The sequence below is a fragment of the Candidatus Mancarchaeum acidiphilum genome (assembly GCF_002214165.1).
Lineage (GTDB): Archaea > Micrarchaeota > Micrarchaeia > Micrarchaeales > Micrarchaeaceae > Mancarchaeum > Mancarchaeum acidiphilum.
The window spans coordinates 319,042-335,026 of sequence record NZ_CP019964.1 but is presented as its reverse complement, the minus strand read 5'-3'; the positions used below and the strand labels follow the sequence as shown (position 1 = coordinate 335,026).

Annotated in this window: 21 protein-coding genes and 1 tRNA gene; 8 read left to right on the top strand and 14 right to left on the bottom strand. The window is 41.9% G+C overall.

Annotated features, from left to right (window positions below):
* Nucleotide 1: 1 nt before the first annotated feature.
* The gene (locus tag Mia14_RS01820) at nucleotides 2-469 is read right to left on the bottom strand and encodes a hypothetical protein (RefSeq protein ID WP_088819856.1); all 468 of its coding nucleotides are present in this window, start codon (nucleotides 467-469) and stop codon (nucleotides 2-4) included.
* Nucleotides 470-595: 126 nt separating this feature from the next.
* Here Mia14_RS01820 and Mia14_RS01815 point away from each other — a divergent pair, with 126 nt between their 5' ends.
* Genes Mia14_RS01815 through Mia14_RS01800 form a run of 4 tightly spaced genes read left to right on the top strand, consistent with a single transcriptional unit; the run spans nucleotide 596 to nucleotide 3,165 of the window.
* Entirely contained in the window at nucleotides 596-1,186 is a 591-nt protein-coding gene (locus tag Mia14_RS01815; RefSeq protein WP_088819855.1) for a 5' nucleotidase, NT5C type, read from the top strand.
* A gap of 40 nt (nucleotides 1,187-1,226) precedes the next feature.
* Nucleotides 1,227-1,547 (top strand): CDGSH iron-sulfur domain-containing protein, encoded by a 321-nt coding sequence (locus tag Mia14_RS01810; protein ID WP_088819854.1) that lies wholly within the window; start codon nucleotides 1,227-1,229, stop codon nucleotides 1,545-1,547.
* Between the two features lie 54 nt (nucleotides 1,548-1,601).
* On the top strand, nucleotides 1,602-2,486 hold the full coding sequence (gene speB / locus Mia14_RS01805; protein ID WP_088819853.1) for an agmatinase: 885 nt from the start codon (nucleotides 1,602-1,604) through the stop codon (nucleotides 2,484-2,486).
* Nucleotides 2,487-2,514: 28 nt separating this feature from the next.
* Nucleotides 2,515-3,165 (top strand): amino acid kinase family protein, encoded by a 651-nt coding sequence (locus Mia14_RS01800; RefSeq protein ID WP_157891428.1) that lies wholly within the window; start codon nucleotides 2,515-2,517, stop codon nucleotides 3,163-3,165.
* Here the strand turns inward: Mia14_RS01800 and Mia14_RS01795 are convergent.
* The 10 genes from Mia14_RS01795 to Mia14_RS01750 are packed head-to-tail and all read right to left on the bottom strand — an operon-like array spanning nucleotide 3,162 to nucleotide 11,715.
* A complete protein-coding gene (locus Mia14_RS01795) occupies nucleotides 3,162-5,132 on the bottom strand; it encodes a V-type ATP synthase subunit I (RefSeq protein ID WP_088819851.1) in 1,971 nt (656 codons plus the stop codon). The genes Mia14_RS01800 and Mia14_RS01795 overlap by 4 nt on opposite strands.
* A 1-nt stretch (nucleotide 5,133) precedes the next feature.
* Nucleotides 5,134-5,499, bottom strand: a complete 366-nt coding sequence (locus Mia14_RS01790) for a hypothetical protein (RefSeq protein ID WP_088819850.1) — start codon at nucleotides 5,497-5,499, stop codon at nucleotides 5,134-5,136.
* Nucleotides 5,492-5,728: a hypothetical protein gene (locus Mia14_RS01785; RefSeq protein WP_088819849.1), complete on the bottom strand. Its 237-nt coding sequence runs from the start codon at nucleotides 5,726-5,728 to the stop codon at nucleotides 5,492-5,494. The genes Mia14_RS01790 and Mia14_RS01785 overlap by 8 nt, the downstream gene beginning before the upstream one ends.
* The gene (locus Mia14_RS01780; RefSeq protein WP_088819848.1) at nucleotides 5,706-6,332 is read right to left on the bottom strand and encodes a V-type ATP synthase subunit D; all 627 of its coding nucleotides are present in this window, start codon (nucleotides 6,330-6,332) and stop codon (nucleotides 5,706-5,708) included. The genes Mia14_RS01785 and Mia14_RS01780 overlap by 23 nt, the downstream gene beginning before the upstream one ends.
* Nucleotides 6,329-7,708, bottom strand: a complete 1,380-nt coding sequence (locus Mia14_RS01775) for a V-type ATP synthase subunit B (RefSeq protein ID WP_088819847.1) — start codon at nucleotides 7,706-7,708, stop codon at nucleotides 6,329-6,331. The genes Mia14_RS01780 and Mia14_RS01775 overlap by 4 nt, the downstream gene beginning before the upstream one ends.
* Complete coding sequence (locus Mia14_RS01770; RefSeq protein WP_088819846.1) at nucleotides 7,709-9,463, bottom strand: V-type ATP synthase subunit A; 1,755 nt, start codon at nucleotides 9,461-9,463, stop codon at nucleotides 7,709-7,711.
* Nucleotides 9,464-9,467: 4 nt separating this feature from the next.
* Complete coding sequence (locus Mia14_RS01765) at nucleotides 9,468-9,818, bottom strand: V-type ATP synthase subunit F (protein WP_088819845.1); 351 nt, start codon at nucleotides 9,816-9,818, stop codon at nucleotides 9,468-9,470.
* A 3-nt stretch (nucleotides 9,819-9,821) separates the two neighbouring features.
* On the bottom strand, nucleotides 9,822-10,895 hold the full coding sequence (locus Mia14_RS01760; RefSeq protein WP_088819844.1) for a V-type ATPase subunit: 1,074 nt from the start codon (nucleotides 10,893-10,895) through the stop codon (nucleotides 9,822-9,824).
* A 4-nt stretch (nucleotides 10,896-10,899) separates the two neighbouring features.
* Complete coding sequence (locus tag Mia14_RS01755; protein WP_088819843.1) at nucleotides 10,900-11,460, bottom strand: V-type ATP synthase subunit E; 561 nt, start codon at nucleotides 11,458-11,460, stop codon at nucleotides 10,900-10,902.
* Between the two features lie 33 nt (nucleotides 11,461-11,493).
* Nucleotides 11,494-11,715 carry an ATPase gene (locus Mia14_RS01750; RefSeq protein ID WP_088819842.1) on the bottom strand — a complete coding sequence of 74 codons (222 nt, stop codon included), beginning with the start codon at nucleotides 11,713-11,715 and terminating at the stop codon, nucleotides 11,494-11,496.
* Nucleotides 11,716-11,876: 161 nt separating this feature from the next.
* On the opposite strand from Mia14_RS01750, the gene Mia14_RS01745 reads away from it, so the two are divergent.
* The 4 genes from Mia14_RS01745 to Mia14_RS01730 all read left to right on the top strand — a co-directional run bounded on the left by Mia14_RS01745 (nucleotide 11,877) and on the right by Mia14_RS01730 (nucleotide 14,418).
* Nucleotides 11,877-12,308, top strand: coding sequence for a ribonuclease HI family protein (locus Mia14_RS01745; RefSeq protein ID WP_088819841.1), 432 nt, complete (start codon nucleotides 11,877-11,879; stop codon nucleotides 12,306-12,308).
* A gap of 23 nt (nucleotides 12,309-12,331) precedes the next feature.
* Entirely contained in the window at nucleotides 12,332-12,748 is a 417-nt protein-coding gene (locus Mia14_RS01740; RefSeq protein ID WP_088819840.1) for a phosphate-starvation-inducible PsiE family protein, read from the top strand.
* Between the two features lie 137 nt (nucleotides 12,749-12,885).
* Nucleotides 12,886-13,902, top strand: a complete 1,017-nt coding sequence (locus Mia14_RS01735) for a hypothetical protein (RefSeq protein ID WP_088819839.1) — start codon at nucleotides 12,886-12,888, stop codon at nucleotides 13,900-13,902.
* A gap of 57 nt (nucleotides 13,903-13,959) precedes the next feature.
* Complete coding sequence (locus Mia14_RS01730) at nucleotides 13,960-14,418, top strand: DUF6036 family nucleotidyltransferase (protein WP_088819838.1); 459 nt, start codon at nucleotides 13,960-13,962, stop codon at nucleotides 14,416-14,418.
* A gap of 281 nt (nucleotides 14,419-14,699) precedes the next feature.
* Here Mia14_RS01730 and Mia14_RS01725 read toward each other — a convergent pair.
* From Mia14_RS01725 to Mia14_RS01715, 3 genes are all read right to left on the bottom strand, one after another.
* Nucleotides 14,700-14,771: transfer RNA gene (locus tag Mia14_RS01725), tRNA-Val, on the bottom strand.
* Between the two features lie 4 nt (nucleotides 14,772-14,775).
* A complete protein-coding gene (gene scpB, locus Mia14_RS01720; protein WP_088819837.1) occupies nucleotides 14,776-15,258 on the bottom strand; it encodes an SMC-Scp complex subunit ScpB in 483 nt (160 codons plus the stop codon).
* Nucleotides 15,248-15,979 carry a segregation/condensation protein A gene (locus Mia14_RS01715; RefSeq protein WP_088819836.1) on the bottom strand — a complete coding sequence of 244 codons (732 nt, stop codon included), beginning with the start codon at nucleotides 15,977-15,979 and terminating at the stop codon, nucleotides 15,248-15,250. The genes scpB and Mia14_RS01715 overlap by 11 nt, the downstream gene beginning before the upstream one ends.
* Nucleotides 15,980-15,985 lie beyond the last annotated feature (6 nt).

The following is a 15,985-nucleotide window of genomic DNA, read 5'->3' as shown; positions in this document are numbered from 1 at the left end:
TTTAGTATTTGAGCTGCTTTTTTAGCCTTATCAAATTCGCTGATTCCATCGCCTTTGAAAGGAACTTGTTCAATTTCACAGATGGCTTGTAGAAATCTGTCTCCATTGCACTTAGGCCTTTTCCCTCAAACACTATCTTGCTCCTGCTGTCCTTTATTGTTATCTCATATGTAGAGGTATCCAGCTTTATCTCAAAGTCATCTGTCCTGTAGCTCTTATACTTCGTACCTCTTAAGAATAAACCTTTTGGCAAGCTCCCTATATAATCTGTTTTCCCAAGATCCTCCGCTATGCTCTTCGCTTTTAAGTAAACTTTTGTGCGTTCAGCAAGCTGCTTATTAAGTTCAACCTTGTTTCTTTCTTCGTAAGCCTTTCTTACAGTGGTCCTTAAGTTGATGTAGCTGTCTTTTGATGTAAGCGTTTCGTTATCCCTGTTATTGTAGTCCTTTGTCATTGTATTGCCTATCATAAAACCCACTAAATTCACTATCGGCTATTTAGATATTTAAATCTTGCCTTTGGCCGTGCTGCAGCTGTATTTTGCCATCTTTAAAAAAACTTAAATATGTGAATTTACAACATTATATTGATTAGCATGATTCAGGATGAAAGGTTAACCCTAGGCATAGATATAGATGGCACTTTGGCCGATACCGTGGGTTTGGTACTGGAACTTTACAATTCGGAGCACAAATTTCAGGCTTCAAAGGAAGACCTTAAGCTTTATGAAATGGCAAAGAACCTTCCGGAAATAGATGGTGGTAAGGTAAAGGAGTACTTTGAAAATTCATGGGATAGATGGAATGAAATCGCACCTGTTGACAATGCGGCATCTGATGTCATTAGGAAGCTCGCGGAGCTTTACAACATACGGATAATAACCGCTACTTTCGGTGACACTGGCAATGTCAAGCGTTGGCTTGAGCATAATGAAATAGTGTATAATGATTTTGTCCACTGCGACTCAAGCGAAAAGTACAAATACTGCGATATACTTGTAGATGACAGAGTAAGCTGCATAAATGCGGTCGCAGAACACGGAGGCAGGGGAATTCTTATGGAGCAGTACTGGAACAAGGCGGACCCAACCGAAGAGATTAACGAAAATGTGGTAATAGCCAAGAACTGGAACCACGTATATGATATTTGCATTAATGGATTGGATATTGCCTCAAATGAGTATTAGAAAGAGTTTTAAGCGTTTAAACCTAACAATATATGATAATATGAGATTCATAAGACATGATAGGAACCATCCGTATGTTTTGAAGCTTAAGGATCTGCCTTTTATACAGACACTTCTCGGCAATCCCAAGGACGATGCTGAAAAAGAGAAATTTGAGAAGATTGGGTCTTACTCGATATATCTGTGTGCGTGCGGGCTTTCGAAGAACAAGCCTTTCTGCGATGGACATCACGCAAAAACTATGCAGGAGAAGCCAGAGCCTGCCTACATATACGACAATGACGGGAATGTTGTTACAACACTTGAAAAGCTATTGGACTCTTCGGGAAAAGAGCTTAACCTTCCAAAAGAATACGAATGATTTTTGTTCCGACCTGTTTGAGCTTTTAGTTTTAAATGCCAAAATCGTGAATAAATGGATATATTAAATTCGATGCCCCCTTATAATTTATTTGGATTGGAAGGAAGCGACTATGACAAGGCAAAGGTTGTGGCTATTCCGATACCATACGACTCTACAACTAGTTATAGGTCGGGATCAAGGGAAGGGCCCCATGCGGTAATAGAGGCAAGCAGGAACATAGAGCTTTACAGCGAGATCCTTGAAAAAGATATAAGCAGGATGGGCATTTATACAACAGAAGAGATTTTGCCTGATGTCAGCTCACCGGAAAATATGGTAAAAAGAATAGAATCCGAAGTGTCGCATTTCCTGGACGACGAAAAGATACCGTTGGTCATAGGAGGGGAACATACGGTAATGGTCGGGAGCCTACGGGCAGTTTCAAATAAGTACGGAAAGGATGGATTCAGCGTCCTGCACTTTGATGCACACTCCGATTCAAGGGATTCCTTTATGGGAAGCAAATACTCGCATGCGTGCGTAATGGCACGTGCGAGGGAACTGTGCGATAGCTGCTACAGCGTTGGTGTGAGGAGCATAGACGAGGAGGATTACAGGAAGTACAAAGATATACTTTACATGAAGGACATCAATAGCATGGATGACGATTCCATTGCAGACATGATAATAAGAAGTACGAAGAAAAAGCTTTACTTCACGTTCGACCTGGACGTGATGGATCCTTCCGAGATGCCAAGCGTTGGTACCCCAGAGCCAGACGGGATGAGATACAAGCAGATATCCAATATATTATCTAAGGTTTTCCCAGAGAAGGAGGTGATTGGTATGGACTTCACGGAACTTTGCCCTATACCAGGATTTACCGCACCTAATTACATCGCGGCAAAGCTCATCTATACTGCATTAGGATATGCTTTTGTTGCAAATAAAAAGTAATATATATTTTCTGCTTTTATTATTTACAATGTCAACTTTAGATAATTCCCGGAATTTTGTGATCTCGTTGGGCGGATCATACTTGTTCTCTGATTACAAGCACTTGATTGACTTAAAAAAGATAATCAACCACAGCGGGAGAAGGTTTGCGATAGTTGTTGGAGGAGGCAAGCTCGCCAGGGACTACATAGAATTCGGCAGGGAGATAGGGATAAACGATACGGGATTGCACAGGATAGGGATAAGGTCGACCGAGATAAACGCTTACATAATCTCCATTTTCCTGAAAGCAAAGCTTTACGTGGGCGATCCGCGCAAGATTAAACTCGATTCGAAATCCATTGCTACGGGAGGATACAAGCCAGGATGGACAACCGATGTGGGGGCGGCGTATGCGGCTGTCGCTACCGGAAGCCCTGTCGTATTCAACATATCAAAAGAGAAAGGAGTATACAATAAGGATCCTTCAAAGTTCAAAGATGCAAGAATGCTTAAGAAGATGGGCTTCAAGGAGCTCTACAAATTGACAGGTGGCAGGAGGATGCCCGGAATGAACTATATATTCGATCCTGAAGCGGCAAAGATATGCGAGAAGAACAATATAGAGGTTGTTGTGACCAATGACTTGAACGACCTGTCCCGCTACCCTGATAATGTCAAGGGCACAATAATAAGCTAATCCCCTCCCAGCTTTTCATTCATCTCTCCTATAAGCCCTATGGTGTGCACCCTTTCTCCGTGATAGGGCTTGAACGGCATGCCGTTCCCTTTGAAGAATCCTGAGAAAAACTCTACATATATAAGCCTCACTCCTTGTATGCCGGGCTCAAATGCGGCTATCACTATCGTGAATATCTGCCCTACCAAGAGTATTATAACACCGACTATTGCAAACAGTATTGACTGCGAGAGCGATTTCAGGAATATCTGGTCTATTACCTCAGCGAGTATTATTGTTGACAGCAATATCCCTATAAGCCTCATGTATGACAGCACGTTGCTTATCAGAGAAGGAAGCTCTATCAGCGATCCCCCTCCTTCAGAATACAGGACTATTCCAAGCCCTATCACTATTAGCACGTAGTATATCATCGCCGGAAGCGTTGAAAGCTCGGTTACACCGGAATGGAGCAGCATAAGCCCTACCATCACTATGCCTATCTCTATAAGTATCCATCCAATCCTTCCAGCCGCACGTTTCTTGTTGTTTACAATCAAAGCGTTTATGAATCCGAAGAACATACCCGCGGCAACCATCACAACTCCTATCCATCCGGCTATGACAAGCATTGTAGACAGGTTTGTCTCAAGGTTGAATCCTTGGTAGAATGGAAGCGAAAATCCCAGGTACTCATTGAACAGGATACCGAATATTATCGCAAGTATGGATCCAGGCAGTATGCCCTTGGCTATCATGGCCAGCCCGTTATCGCTCACAATAGAATGTATGAACGATGATATCTTGCTCTCTTTCTTGGGGACTTTGGCAGGCTTCTTCACCCTCCACATAAGGAAAAGCGAGAGCAGCAGCAGTATGGCTCCATACCCTGCGTCCCCCACCATCAATCCGAAGAATATAGGAAATACGATTGCGAATGGGAAAGTCGGGTCTATCTCGTTGCTTTGCGGCAGAGAGTAGAACTTCACGAACGACTCGAAAATCCTTATGTGCTTGTTGTTGTCCATCTTTGTAGGGGCCACTTCATCTGTCTTGAGGACTTGTATTATGTATTTCCCGAAAGTGGCCTTGTCAAGCATCTTCTCAAGGCTGCCAAGGCTCTTCTTTGCGATCCATCCCTCGAGTATCACCATGTATTTTGTGATTCCGAGCTTGTTCATTATGCTTAGCTCCTGTGATTCTATATCGAATTGCTCGTCCAATGCGGCAACCAAGTCGTAGTATTGGTCCGACATTGCATTCATGCTGCTCTGCAGCTTCTTTATCTTTTCCTCGGCACTTTTTATATCACTGTCAAGCGCCTTTACAGCCTCTTCCGCCGTCCCTTCAAGATGGGGTATTACCTCGACAAGCATCTTGTAGTTGCTTGCAAGCTTTCCGAACACACCCTCTTCGGACCTCTTTATCACGACAAGGTAAAGGCTCTCGTTCTCCACTATTATCGAATCTCCCAGCTTTCCTTTCAGCTCGTTTAGGAATTTCTGCATGCTGGCGCGGTAAGCCTTATCCGAGTGATTCTTGAAAACGGCATAGGATATTATTATATCGGTGTTGAGCGCATCCAGGTCAACTTCAAGTTTCGGCAGCTTCTGCACCAGGCTCTTCGCCTTTGCATCGTTTGATATTATCGCATTGTACCTTTCCATCTCTTTTGTAGTCTCAATGGCTTCGTCATAGATCTTCACAGAGTCTGCCTGCTCTATAAGGTCCTTAAGGCTCTCGAACTTGTATTTCTTTACTATTGGCCTTTGGTAGAGCGTCGACTTCAATGTCCTGAACTTTGCAGAATACTTTGATATCTCATTATAGCCTGCATTCTCGTCTCTTTTTATTACAGTGTTAAGCTCCTGGGGCATCTCGTTTATCTGCATCACGCCCAAATCGTACAGGTAGGATATTGCGGGCTTGTAGAAATCCCTGGCTACGATTATCCTTATCTTTACCATACGTTCAGGCATCATGAACATTTTATACACCAAATAATTCTTTCATTATCTTCTCGAATACGCCCATCGCCTTGTCCTTGTCGATGCTGCTTATCTTCGCCGCTTTCTCCTGTGCTTCCCTTATCGCTACATCATAGGATTCCTTTGATTCATCCTTTGCCTTGGCAATCGCGCTGCTGTAGCTCTCCATGGCAGACTCTTTGGATTTTGCGATCTCCTCCTCCGCACTCTTCTGTGCATCCTCAACTCTCTTCGCGGCATCCGCCTTCGCCTTTGCTATTGAGGCATCGGCATCGTCGCCTGCCTTCTTTATGTCGCTTAACACTTTAAGGTCGGCGGCATCCTGCTGGACCCCTTTTGCGCTTGAACTTGAATCTTTTTCAGACATGTAAAACACCAAATGCAATTATTATTACCACTAAAGCTGCTAATACAGCTATCTTCAATATTTCGGATATCCTGATTATCCTCGCAAACCTCCTCACCTGCTCCTTGGCGTAGTCATCACGGTAGTCCAATACCCTTCCTCCGTATTTATCGTACTTTGCGTATTTCGATACGTAGTCGTACTTCTCCAGCGTCTTGCCTCCATACTTAAGCAGGTTCCTTGTATTCATCTAGCTTGCCTTTTATAAACTTTAACGAGACCGTCTGGTCCCTCTCCATGTCCTCCAGCCTCGCCTGTATGTACTTTGCCTTGTAGACGAGAGCAGGTATGGAAACATGCTCTATCGCGTTTGAGCGCCTGTTGAGCTTCTCTATCTCGTACAATATCTCCTTCAGCGCGCTCTCCTTCGCCGCTACCTCTATAAGCATATTGAGCAGATTGTTGTAGGCATGTATCACATCAACCGCGTAAAGCGGAAGGTACTCTTCCGATGTGGTCATCTTGGTGCTTCCCAACTCTATATTTGGTATCTTTACACCCATTATGTTCCTTGATGACACCACTGCTGTCCTATTGGCCTGTTCATATGCAATCCTGTCAAAGACAATGCTTCCCAATGATATGTCGGCCATCCTGTTCGAGTTCATTGCCCTGTCTATTGAATTACGCATGTCCTCCTTCATCGCCTCTATCTGCCTTGCCAGGTCCAGAAATGCCATCACAAGGCTGGAGCGCTTCATCTTCAGGAGGTTGAGCCCTTTCCTGGCTACCTTTATTGAGCTCTTTGTCTTTATAAGCTCTATCCTTGTTATCTTTATGTTGATGTTGCTCATTTCTTCCACTTGCCGTACTTCTCTATGTAAGCATCCTTTATGCGCTTCATCTCTGATTTGTCAATATTTGAAAGTATGTCCCATCCAATGCCTAGGGTTTGGTCTATTGACCTGTCATCATAGTACTCCTGCTTCACGAACTTTGACTCGAACAGGTCTGCAAAATGCAGGTATTCCTTGTCCGCATCGCTCAGCGCTTCCTCTCCGACTATCTCGGTAAGGTTCCTTATGTCCTTTCCATGCGCGTATGCCGCGAACATCTGGTCCGCAACGTTGCTGTGGTCCTCTCTCGTCTTGCCTTTTCCTATCCCCTGGTTCCTTAGCCTTGACAAGGAAAGAAGCACGTCCACGGCAGGATAAAGCCCTTTCCTGTAAAGATCCCTGCTGAGCACTATCTGCCCTTCAGTTATATATCCCGTAAGGTCTGGTATTGGGTTTGTTATATCGTCTCCTGGCATCGTCAGTATGGGTATCTGTGTTATGGACCCCTTCTTGTCCCTTATCTTGCCTGCACGCTCGTATATAGTTGACAGGTCTGTGTACATGTAACCCGGGTAACCCCTCCTTCCAGGCACCTCTTCTCTTGCTGCCGAGACTTCTCTCAAGGCTTCGCAGTAATTTGTCATGTCTGTAAGTATGACAAGCACATGCATGTCGTGCTTGTAGGCAAGGTATTCCGCCGCTGTCAGAGCCATCCTTGGCAGCATCAACCTTTCCATAGAAGGCTCTGATGCAAGGTTGAGGAACACGATTGACTTGTCCAAAGCGCCTGTATTCCTGAATTCATTCATGAAGAAGTTTGCCTCTTCGCTGTTAAGCCCTATCCCTCCGAACACCACGCTGAAACCTTCATCGCTGCCAAGCAGCTTTGCCTGACGCGCAATCTGGGCTGCCAGCCTGTTGTGCGGCAATCCGGATCCTGAGAATATAGGGAGCTTCTGCCCTCTTACCAGCGTGTTCATCCCGTCTATCGTTGAGATTCCGGTTTGTATGAACTCTGAAGGCTCATCTCTTGCATATGGGTTGATTGCGCTGCCGTTTATATCGGCTTCTTCATCGCTGTATATCTCCGGGCCCCCGTCCCTTACCCTGCCCATTCCATTGAATATCCTTCCTATCATGTCGGTGCTTACCTTCAGCTTTGCAGTCCTTCCGGTAAACTTTACCTTTGTATTTCCTAGGTTCATCCCGGTTGTGTCGCCGAATGATTGTATAACCGCAATTCCGTCCTTGGTGTCAAGGACCTGGCCTCTGACCACGCTTCCATTCTCTAGCGTTATCTCTACTATTTCATTGTAAGCCGCATCCTTTATGCCTTCCACGAAAAGCAGTACGTTGGTTACCTGCTTCACTGTCTTGTAATAAACATTTTCCAATCAATCACCGCTAACTTTCACAATCTTGTCTATATCTGCTATTGAGGACTGGAGATCTTTGTAATATGCATCTATCTGGTCCTCTGGAGTAAACTTCATCCTTGCAATCTTTGCCTTTGCGTCAATCCTGCTCATCTGGGATGTCATCACGCCTCTTGCCACCGCAGCCTTCTCCTTTTCTCCTATGTCAATTATTGATTTGAGCATCAAGAACTGCTTGTGCATTGATGTGTAAGTATCAACATCATCGAAAGCATTCTGCTGTAGGTAGTCCTCCCTTATCATCCTTGCAATGTCAAGCACGGCTTTGTCGGACTCGGGCAATGCGTCATACCCTACCAGCTGCACAATTTCGTTAATGTCCGCTTCCTTCTGCAATATGTTCATAGATTCTGAATAAAGCCCGCTCCATAACTCGCTTGCATTTGAGCTGAACCATCCCTTCAGGTCATCTATGTATAGGGAATAGCTGTTCAGCCAGTTTATTGAAGGGAAGTGCCTTGCGTTCGCAAGGGATGCATCAAGCGCCCAGAACACTCTTGTAACCCTTAATGTATTCTGCACTACAGGATCCGAAAGGTCTCCTCCTGGAGGCGATACTGCGCCTATCGCTGTTACCGATCCTAGGTTTCCGTTTAGGGAGTGCACCCTTCCTGCACGCTCATAGAATTCTGCTATCTTCCTTCCCAGGTAAGCTGGATATCCTTCTTCTCCAGGCATCTCCTCAAGCCTTCCTGATATTTCCCTCAATGCTTCAGCCCATCTGCTCGTGCTGTCAGCCATCAATGCAACATCGTAACCCATATCCCTGTAGTATTCCGCTATAGTTATTCCCGTGTATATGCTGGCCTCCCTTGCCGCTACAGGCATATTGGAGGTATTGGCTATAAGTATAGTCCTGTCCATGAGCGGCTTTCCCGTCTTAGGGTCCTTCAATTCGGGGAACGTTGTCAATATCTCTGTCATCTCGTTTCCTCTTTCCCCGCATCCTACGTAAACGACTATCTTGCTGTCGCTCCATTTCGAAAGCTGCTGCTGTATTACGGTCTTTCCTGATCCAAAAGGCCCTGGAACCGCTGCAGTGCCTCCTTTCGCGACAGGGAAAAGCGAATCTATTACCCTCTGCCCTGTTATCAATGGAACGTCTGGAGGAAGCTTGTCCTTGACAGGCCTTGGATACCTTACAGGCCATTCCTGCATCATTGATATCTCCTTTTCACCTTCCTCTGTTTCTATAATCGCAACCGTTTCCTGCACTGTGAAATCGCCTTCCTTTATCTCCTTTATCTTTCCGGAGATGCCGTAAGGAATCATTATCTTGTTTGTTATCATGCTGGTTTCTTCGACCGTGCCTATTATCGAAAGCGAGTCTACGGCATCGCCCTCTTTTGCCGTTGGTGTGAAATGCCATTTCTTCTCGTAGTCTATTGATGGTATTTCCACTCCCCTGCTTATGAAGTCTCCGCTTGCTGCCATTATCTTGTCCAAAGGCCTCTGTATTCCATCGTATATTCCTCCCATTAGGCCGGGAGCAAGGGTTACCGAAAGCTGTCTCCCTGTATCCTCTACAGGCTCCCCTGGCCTTATCCCCGAGGTATCCTCATAAACCTGGACTATTGCATCATCGCCATTCAGTTTTATTATCTCCCCTACCAGGTTGCTCTTTCCAACTTTAACTACATCGTTCATCTTGGCCCCTTCCAGCCCTCTCGCTGTTACTACAGGTCCTGATATTCTATATATATAACCGTCCATATTATCACTCTTTTGCCCCTGCTGGGCTGTTCTTCAGATTCGACAAATCTATCCCCAATATTCTCTTCGCCAACTTCTCGACCGACTCCTTGTTCTCTACATCCGATGAAACCGGTATGAATATGACAACAGGCTTCATCATGGTCTCTATTGACCTGAGCTCATCCTCGCCCAAGTATTTCTCAACTGAATCGGATGCAAGTATAAGATTGTAAGCTTTTCCATTTATTATCTCAAACAGCTTGTCATGCATTCCTTTTGGGTCCTCGCTTATAAAAACATCCTTGATTCCAACTAATTCGAACCCCAGTGCAATCTTCCTCTCTCCCAGAACCGCTATCTTTTCTAATTGCATTATTTAAGCCTCATTTGAAAGTTTTATCACATTTGACCTTATGAACTCGTTTCCCATGTCATAGTATTTTCCAAGCATTATTACCCTAAGGTTGTCCCTCTCTATCTCAGACCTTATTATATAGTACATTACCGTATTCAGGCCCATGCTTGACATCTTCAGCTTCGGCAGGTACTCGTTGTAAAGCGCATATTTCATCTCCGTTTCAATGCTCCCAAGCAAGCCGCTCCTGTTGTATGCTTCCACTGCCTTTGATGCCCCTGGGATATTTAGGCCCGCAAGGCTTTCGATGGTGTCAAATTTGGAGTTCAGAAGCTCCTGCTTCGTTATGCTTCCGGAGTCAACAATAAAGTCATCCAAATCGTCTATATCTTTGTCCTTGTTGCTAGATACTATGCGTTTTGCAAGCAATGAGACATTGTGGATGTCTACCAAGCTCCTCAGGTAATTGCCTATCGAAGGCTGTGACCCTACGTACATATTGAACTGCTCAAAAAGCCTTGTATAATAATAGCTGTCCAGTGTATTGAACATACCGATCAGGTTGCCCTGGCTCCTGAAATCTTCAAGGCGCTCCATAAGGGCAACACCGTAGCCGTATTCCGCAAGGCTGTTGACAATTCCTTCAACATCCGGCTGCTCCATTAAAGCTTTGTACTCCTCTTCGGGAATCGAACCGGTTATGTACCCTACAGGCATATCGTTTATCATAAGAAAAGGCTCAAATTGGTCCACTTTGTAGTTCAATGATTTTGAGGATAATATTACCTTTATATTTTCAGTATCAAACTTGTTTAGGTATGCGCTCACGAAAGCCTTCCCTCCATATGGAAGCGATTGCAGCGCATCCTTTATATGGCTAACCATATGGTAGTTTATTATCATCGTATAAAGGTCCGGCATAGTATAGCTGTTTGAGAATTTCTGCACTTCTACCTTATAAAACCTATTTTCAAGGTAGCTTAAGAATTCCTTTTCTGTTTCAAGGTTTATCAGGCTTTCCAAGTCGGAGTTCTTGAGAAATTCTGTATTTAGGCAGCTGAGTTGACCATACTTGCCTAGATATGTTGTATCCATAAGATCATTTTATAAGTTTTAAAAATTCAATAGCTACGCTGTCTTTTGCAGAATCCAATATGTCATCAAGAGTTTCGTCCATTCCCATTGATCCATCCTTTGATACCGCCCTTATTCCGCCAGATACCGATTCATCAGTCTTAACCTTACAGGTTTTTGGTACCTTTAAAAGATCCTTGTCCCTTGGATTGACTGTTATTGTTGCTCCTGCCCCAAGTTCTTTGAGCGCATCCTTTACTATGGCCCCAAGCACTTCCTTGTATGTATCAGTCTTGCAGAACTCATCAAAATTATCCTTTATTATTTTAAATCCTTCGTCAAGCTTTTCTTCAAGCGCCTTGTTATAAATAGATCTGGAATCTGTGTTTGCCTTTGAATCTGATTGGGATTTTATCTGCTGGAGCTCAATTTTTAATTTCGCATCTATCTGCGACTGGTAGTCGCTTATAGCTTTGGATTTATCGTCGTTTATCTGCTGTATCTTAGAATCAGCATCCGAATTTGCCTTTTCTATCTCAGCGTCAGCATTCTCCTTTATCTTGCTTATAATATCTTCCATTGCCATTTAAGCACCACCATGCATAACAGATACCTCTGCTCAAAGTATCTGCAACAGCAGTATTAATCCCAGTACGAATCCAATTATCCATAGAGTTTCTGGTATGACAAAGAAGAAAAGCACCTGACCAAACTTTTCAGGCTTCTCCGCAATGATCCCCATTCCTGATGCACCTATCCCTTGCTGAGCCATTCCAGTTCCTATTAAACCTCCAGCAAATGCAATTGAAGCTGCAATTTCAACTAATGCGCTAGCTACCATTTATTTCACCAATATATTTCCAATCAGTAGTACAAAAATTTGTTTTGTATAGTGATATTTGAAAAAGGAAGGTATAAATAGGTATCGTGGAGCATAACCTGCTTGCAAATTGCATGTATGGTTTATAAATTTGCTTTGATAAAATTAATGGAGGTATTTTGATGATTTCAATCTGCACTGATGGGGCTTCAAGAGGGAACCCTGGAGACAGTGCCTCAGGATTCCAGATTTACGATGAATCAGGAAAGGTTATAGCCAAAAAGGAGATATACAACGGCATAAAGACAAACAATTACGCAGAATACAATGCGATAATCAATGCGCTCCAGTGGTGCGTTGATAACACAAAGCCTAATGATACAGAGATTACACTTTATTCGGACAGCAAGCTGGTGGTCAGCCAGATCAATGGCATTTACAAAGTCAAATCTCCTGAAATGGCGGAGCTTAACCTTAAGGCCAAAGATATAATAAAGAAGTTCAAATCGGTAAAGCTTGTCAACAAGCCACGTGAATTTGAGTGCATCGCAAAGGTTGACCATGCAATAAACCTATTTCTTGACAAGGTTGAGCAGGATAAAAAGGGTAAATAAAAATAAGGGTTAGGAAGATCAGCATGGCAAAAAAAGCGGTTGCAAAGAGTCATATAGTGCCAAAGCATATGGTAGTGAATATCATATCGCTTATAGTTGAAGTACTCCTTCTCATAGGTCTGGTTGCCGTGCTGATAAATGCAGCTGAGCAGATAGTACAGTCAATTGGGGTAAGCATGTTCCAAGTGGTTGATGTGACCCTTGAAAATGCATTGCTGCTGGTCGTATTCATAGAGCTGTACCTTAGCATGGTGGATTTCTTCGATGGAAATGGAAGGAGCACGATTTACATCATAGATGCAACTTTATCCTTTTTGCTTAGAGAAACGATAATAATAATCCTTGACTCTGGATTGGTGGTCGGCAGCATGATAGCATTGGCAGTAGTTATCGCAGCAGTGGCTTTTGCACGCTTCATGGTAACCTACAAGGACAAGTAAAATGATTTCTTTTTCATTGTAAATATTCCCACCGTTTGGGCTTCTGAAAATTTGCTAACATCAATTATATTAATTAATGAAAACCTCTAAATATTAGAATTACTATAATAGTATAGTAAATAGTATATGTGACTAAAATGAACAAGGAAGAGATCAAAATAATGAGTTATTTATCGGATAATTTTGGTAATGGCGGCAGCATATTGGAAATGTCAAAAGATATAAATAGAAAATATGGGCCTGCATATTATTCAAATATATACAGTACTGCAAAAAAGCTTGAAAGAAAAGGTATCATAAATATAGAACGGCAAGGAAATAGTAGGTTAATAAAACTTAATATAGAAAATCCACTTTCTAACTACTATATATCGGAGGTGGAAAATTACAAAAATCAAAAAATAAGTACCTCTAAAGAGCTGCTTGACAGTATACTTAGTTTGACTCAAGAATTCGATATACTCTCTATTTGTTCTTTAGGCCTAGAGAAATACCAGAAAATTAATAGACTGGAATTATTGATTCTTACCAGGAATCACGATGAAAATAGCAACCTTATAAAATCATTGCTCAAAGTGGAATCTGATTACAATATTAAAATAGACCCAATTATATTTACAATAGATGAATTCATAAAGACAATGAAATCTGATGAATTGGACTTAATAAAGGATTTGCTATTGGATAAGAATATCCTATATAATAGCAATGGTTTTTGGGAGTTAATAAAGCTTTATAAAATAGATACTAAATATAAAAAATTTAATAAGTTTCTACAAGATTTAACAAGGGATGAATTGGCATATAACTATAATAGGTTTGGTTATCAACTAAATGAGGATATCAAACCTAATAAAAAAATAGCTATTGAACCAATAATATTCTCAATGAGCATCAATAAAGAGACTAGAATAAATTATGGGGCTATTTTACTCTTGTATAAAGATATCGGCAAAATAAATTTGGCTTACCTGTATTATATTTATAAAAGGTACGACAGTTTGGGTAAATTGAAGGGAATTTTGCTGTCTTTAGTTAATTTGATTAATGAACCATATAATAACGAAATCGAATATTATATTGGCCTCATTCCAGATAAGCCATATATTTATGATAGCAAGCTGATTAAAAGATATATAGAGTTGTATGATTAGATGGCAGGAGTTTCAAAAAAATGACTTTTAGGTTTCCTTGATCTCTTTGATCAAGAGTTGGGTAGAGAGATTTTACTTATAGCTGTTGGCGGCACTGCAATGACCTTGTTGGGTATTAAGGCTTCTACAAAAGATATAGATTTTAACATACCTCTGGAAGATGATTTTAATGAATTTAATCGGGTTTATGATAGAATTAAACCGGGAGTAAAAATTGATTCTTGGTCTTCTAATATGATATTTAGCGAAATTTTACCGGAAGACTATGTAAAATCAACAATAGAATACAAAACCAACTTTAAAAAAATCAATGTTAGGATATTAGGCCCTATAGATATTATATGCTCAAAGATTTCAAGATTAAATGATTCTGATATGGAAGATATAAAGGACTGCATAAAATACGCCCACATAACAAAGGCACATTTGGATAAAAGAGCGGATCAGTATTCTCGTGCAGGAAACGATAGAATATTTGAACAGAATCTCAAGTATATAATGGAAAACTTCTTCTAACTATTCAAGTATCCCCATCATTAGAGTAGCATGGCCTAAAGTTACTTCAGAACGGAAGAATACCTAAAATCTTGCAACTAAGTATTTTCAATATACCTTATGTAGTTTTTTGTAATGATGAAATTACTGTTAAACTAATGCCTGTAAAGCTGGAGTAGTTTACTCATTTGGCTTGGTCATTCATTTTATATACTCTTATCTTTATCTGTCCATATTCCTGCTGTTGCTTATAAGTAATTCAAAATATTAAAATCAGAACAGGCTTCCTCGAAAACTGAAAATGGGCCCGCGGAGGATCGGACTCCGGATCTTTACCTTGTGAAGGTAACGTCTTACCACTGGACTACGAGCCCCTTTCTATTGATTAAGCTCAAAATACTCTTTAAATTTTTCGGTTGTCTTCAATTTCTTTGTCCTTCCCGATTTTGAGGATTCTATAAAAGACTTTTCTAGAATCTCCTTTATATAACTATAGGATGACGGCCCGAATATGTTGACTATCTTGCTCTGCAGTATGGGCTCGTTCTTGCTGATGTAAGCCAATATCCTCAAAGCTCCTTTTGAAAGATCAGGCTTTGCCGCCAATGATGAAACCTTCTCCATATAAGGCGATTTCAATGTAAGAAGGTACTTTTTGTCAAGCTCTTCTATTTTCATTGCGGTGTCTCTCTTTGCATAGTCGTCTATAAGATCCTGTAGCATGTTTTTGACATAACCTATTGAACTGATATTGACTATCTTTGACAAGTCGTCTAGGGATAAGGGCTCCGCTGATATGAAAAGTGCAGCTTCAATCAACTTCCTTGTGTCCGAATCCAATGAGCTAATTTTAATCACCATCCGTTTTGCTTTCCTTGAGCTTTATCATTATATCGCCAAAAAACTCCTCCTGCGATATCGAGACCCTGCGGTACTTTGCCAGGAACAGCATTGGCACGAAAAGGTCAAGAAGTATCGTGCTCTTGTCCTCAAAGTTCCTTGAGAGGTTGCTGAACATTGCAACTCCATAGCTATCTGCATTCCCTTTTATCAGTTGATAGGCAGAATCAATCTTCTTGTCTATGTCGCTTCTGTCCACCTTAAATTCAAGAACAATATTTGATTCCTTTAAAGTCTCCTCCCTTTTTATCTCTTTCTTTATCGACTGATCCAACGCCTGCATCAATTCTTCCAGCGTTATCTTCCTTGATGGAGCAGGCCTTATCTTGAACACCAATGGCTCCAGATTGGGTCTTTCCACATATATGCTTCCGGATTCGTCTTCTTCTGGATTGCTAACTTCTTCGACGCTTGTATCCGCTATCGATATTGTGTCGCTTTTTATCCTGAGCAGTACCGATGCCGCAAGCACCATGTTTGCAGGTATTATAAGATTCAGCATTTTTATTTTCTTTATCGTATCTGTATACTTTTCCACTATCTCTGATATGTTGATATTCCATGGATCCAGCTTGTTCGTCTCTACCAGATGTATCAAAAGCTCTTTCCAAGTGGCATTTTTTATAAACTCCTCTAAATTGAAGTCTTCTGCAACAACGGCTTCCTCCTCGCTTGATGCCATGAAATC

Excerpts from the sequence above, each read along its gene's own strand:
- Mia14_RS01820 (WP_088819856.1), bottom strand. The coding sequence starts at position 469 with ATGATAGGCAATACAATGACAAAGGACTACAATAACAGGGATAACGAA.
- Mia14_RS01815 (WP_088819855.1), top strand. The coding sequence starts at position 596 with ATGATTCAGGATGAAAGGTTAACCCTAGGCATAGATATAGATGGCACT.
- Mia14_RS01810 (WP_088819854.1), top strand. The coding sequence starts at position 1,227 with ATGAGATTCATAAGACATGATAGGAACCATCCGTATGTTTTGAAGCTT.
- speB (WP_088819853.1), top strand. The coding sequence starts at position 1,602 with ATGGATATATTAAATTCGATGCCCCCTTATAATTTATTTGGATTGGAA.
- Mia14_RS01800 (WP_157891428.1), top strand. The coding sequence starts at position 2,515 with ATGTCAACTTTAGATAATTCCCGGAATTTTGTGATCTCGTTGGGCGGA.
- Mia14_RS01795 (WP_088819851.1), bottom strand. The coding sequence starts at position 5,132 with ATGTTCATGATGCCTGAACGTATGGTAAAGATAAGGATAATCGTAGCC.
- Mia14_RS01790 (WP_088819850.1), bottom strand. The coding sequence starts at position 5,499 with ATGTCTGAAAAAGATTCAAGTTCAAGCGCAAAAGGGGTCCAGCAGGAT.
- Mia14_RS01785 (WP_088819849.1), bottom strand. The coding sequence starts at position 5,728 with ATGAATACAAGGAACCTGCTTAAGTATGGAGGCAAGACGCTGGAGAAG.
- Mia14_RS01780 (WP_088819848.1), bottom strand. The coding sequence starts at position 6,332 with ATGAGCAACATCAACATAAAGATAACAAGGATAGAGCTTATAAAGACA.
- Mia14_RS01770 (WP_088819846.1), bottom strand. The coding sequence starts at position 9,463 with ATGGACGGTTATATATATAGAATATCAGGACCTGTAGTAACAGCGAGA.
- Mia14_RS01765 (WP_088819845.1), bottom strand. The coding sequence starts at position 9,818 with ATGCAATTAGAAAAGATAGCGGTTCTGGGAGAGAGGAAGATTGCACTG.
- Mia14_RS01760 (WP_088819844.1), bottom strand. The coding sequence starts at position 10,895 with ATGGATACAACATATCTAGGCAAGTATGGTCAACTCAGCTGCCTAAAT.
- Mia14_RS01755 (WP_088819843.1), bottom strand. The coding sequence starts at position 11,460 with ATGGCAATGGAAGATATTATAAGCAAGATAAAGGAGAATGCTGACGCT.
- Mia14_RS01750 (WP_088819842.1), bottom strand. The coding sequence starts at position 11,715 with ATGGTAGCTAGCGCATTAGTTGAAATTGCAGCTTCAATTGCATTTGCT.
- Mia14_RS01745 (WP_088819841.1), top strand. The coding sequence starts at position 11,877 with ATGATTTCAATCTGCACTGATGGGGCTTCAAGAGGGAACCCTGGAGAC.
- Mia14_RS01740 (WP_088819840.1), top strand. The coding sequence starts at position 12,332 with ATGGCAAAAAAAGCGGTTGCAAAGAGTCATATAGTGCCAAAGCATATG.
- Mia14_RS01735 (WP_088819839.1), top strand. The coding sequence starts at position 12,886 with ATGAACAAGGAAGAGATCAAAATAATGAGTTATTTATCGGATAATTTT.
- scpB (WP_088819837.1), bottom strand. The coding sequence starts at position 15,258 with ATGGTGATTAAAATTAGCTCATTGGATTCGGACACAAGGAAGTTGATT.
- Mia14_RS01715 (WP_088819836.1), bottom strand. The coding sequence starts at position 15,979 with ATGGCATCAAGCGAGGAGGAAGCCGTTGTTGCAGAAGACTTCAATTTA.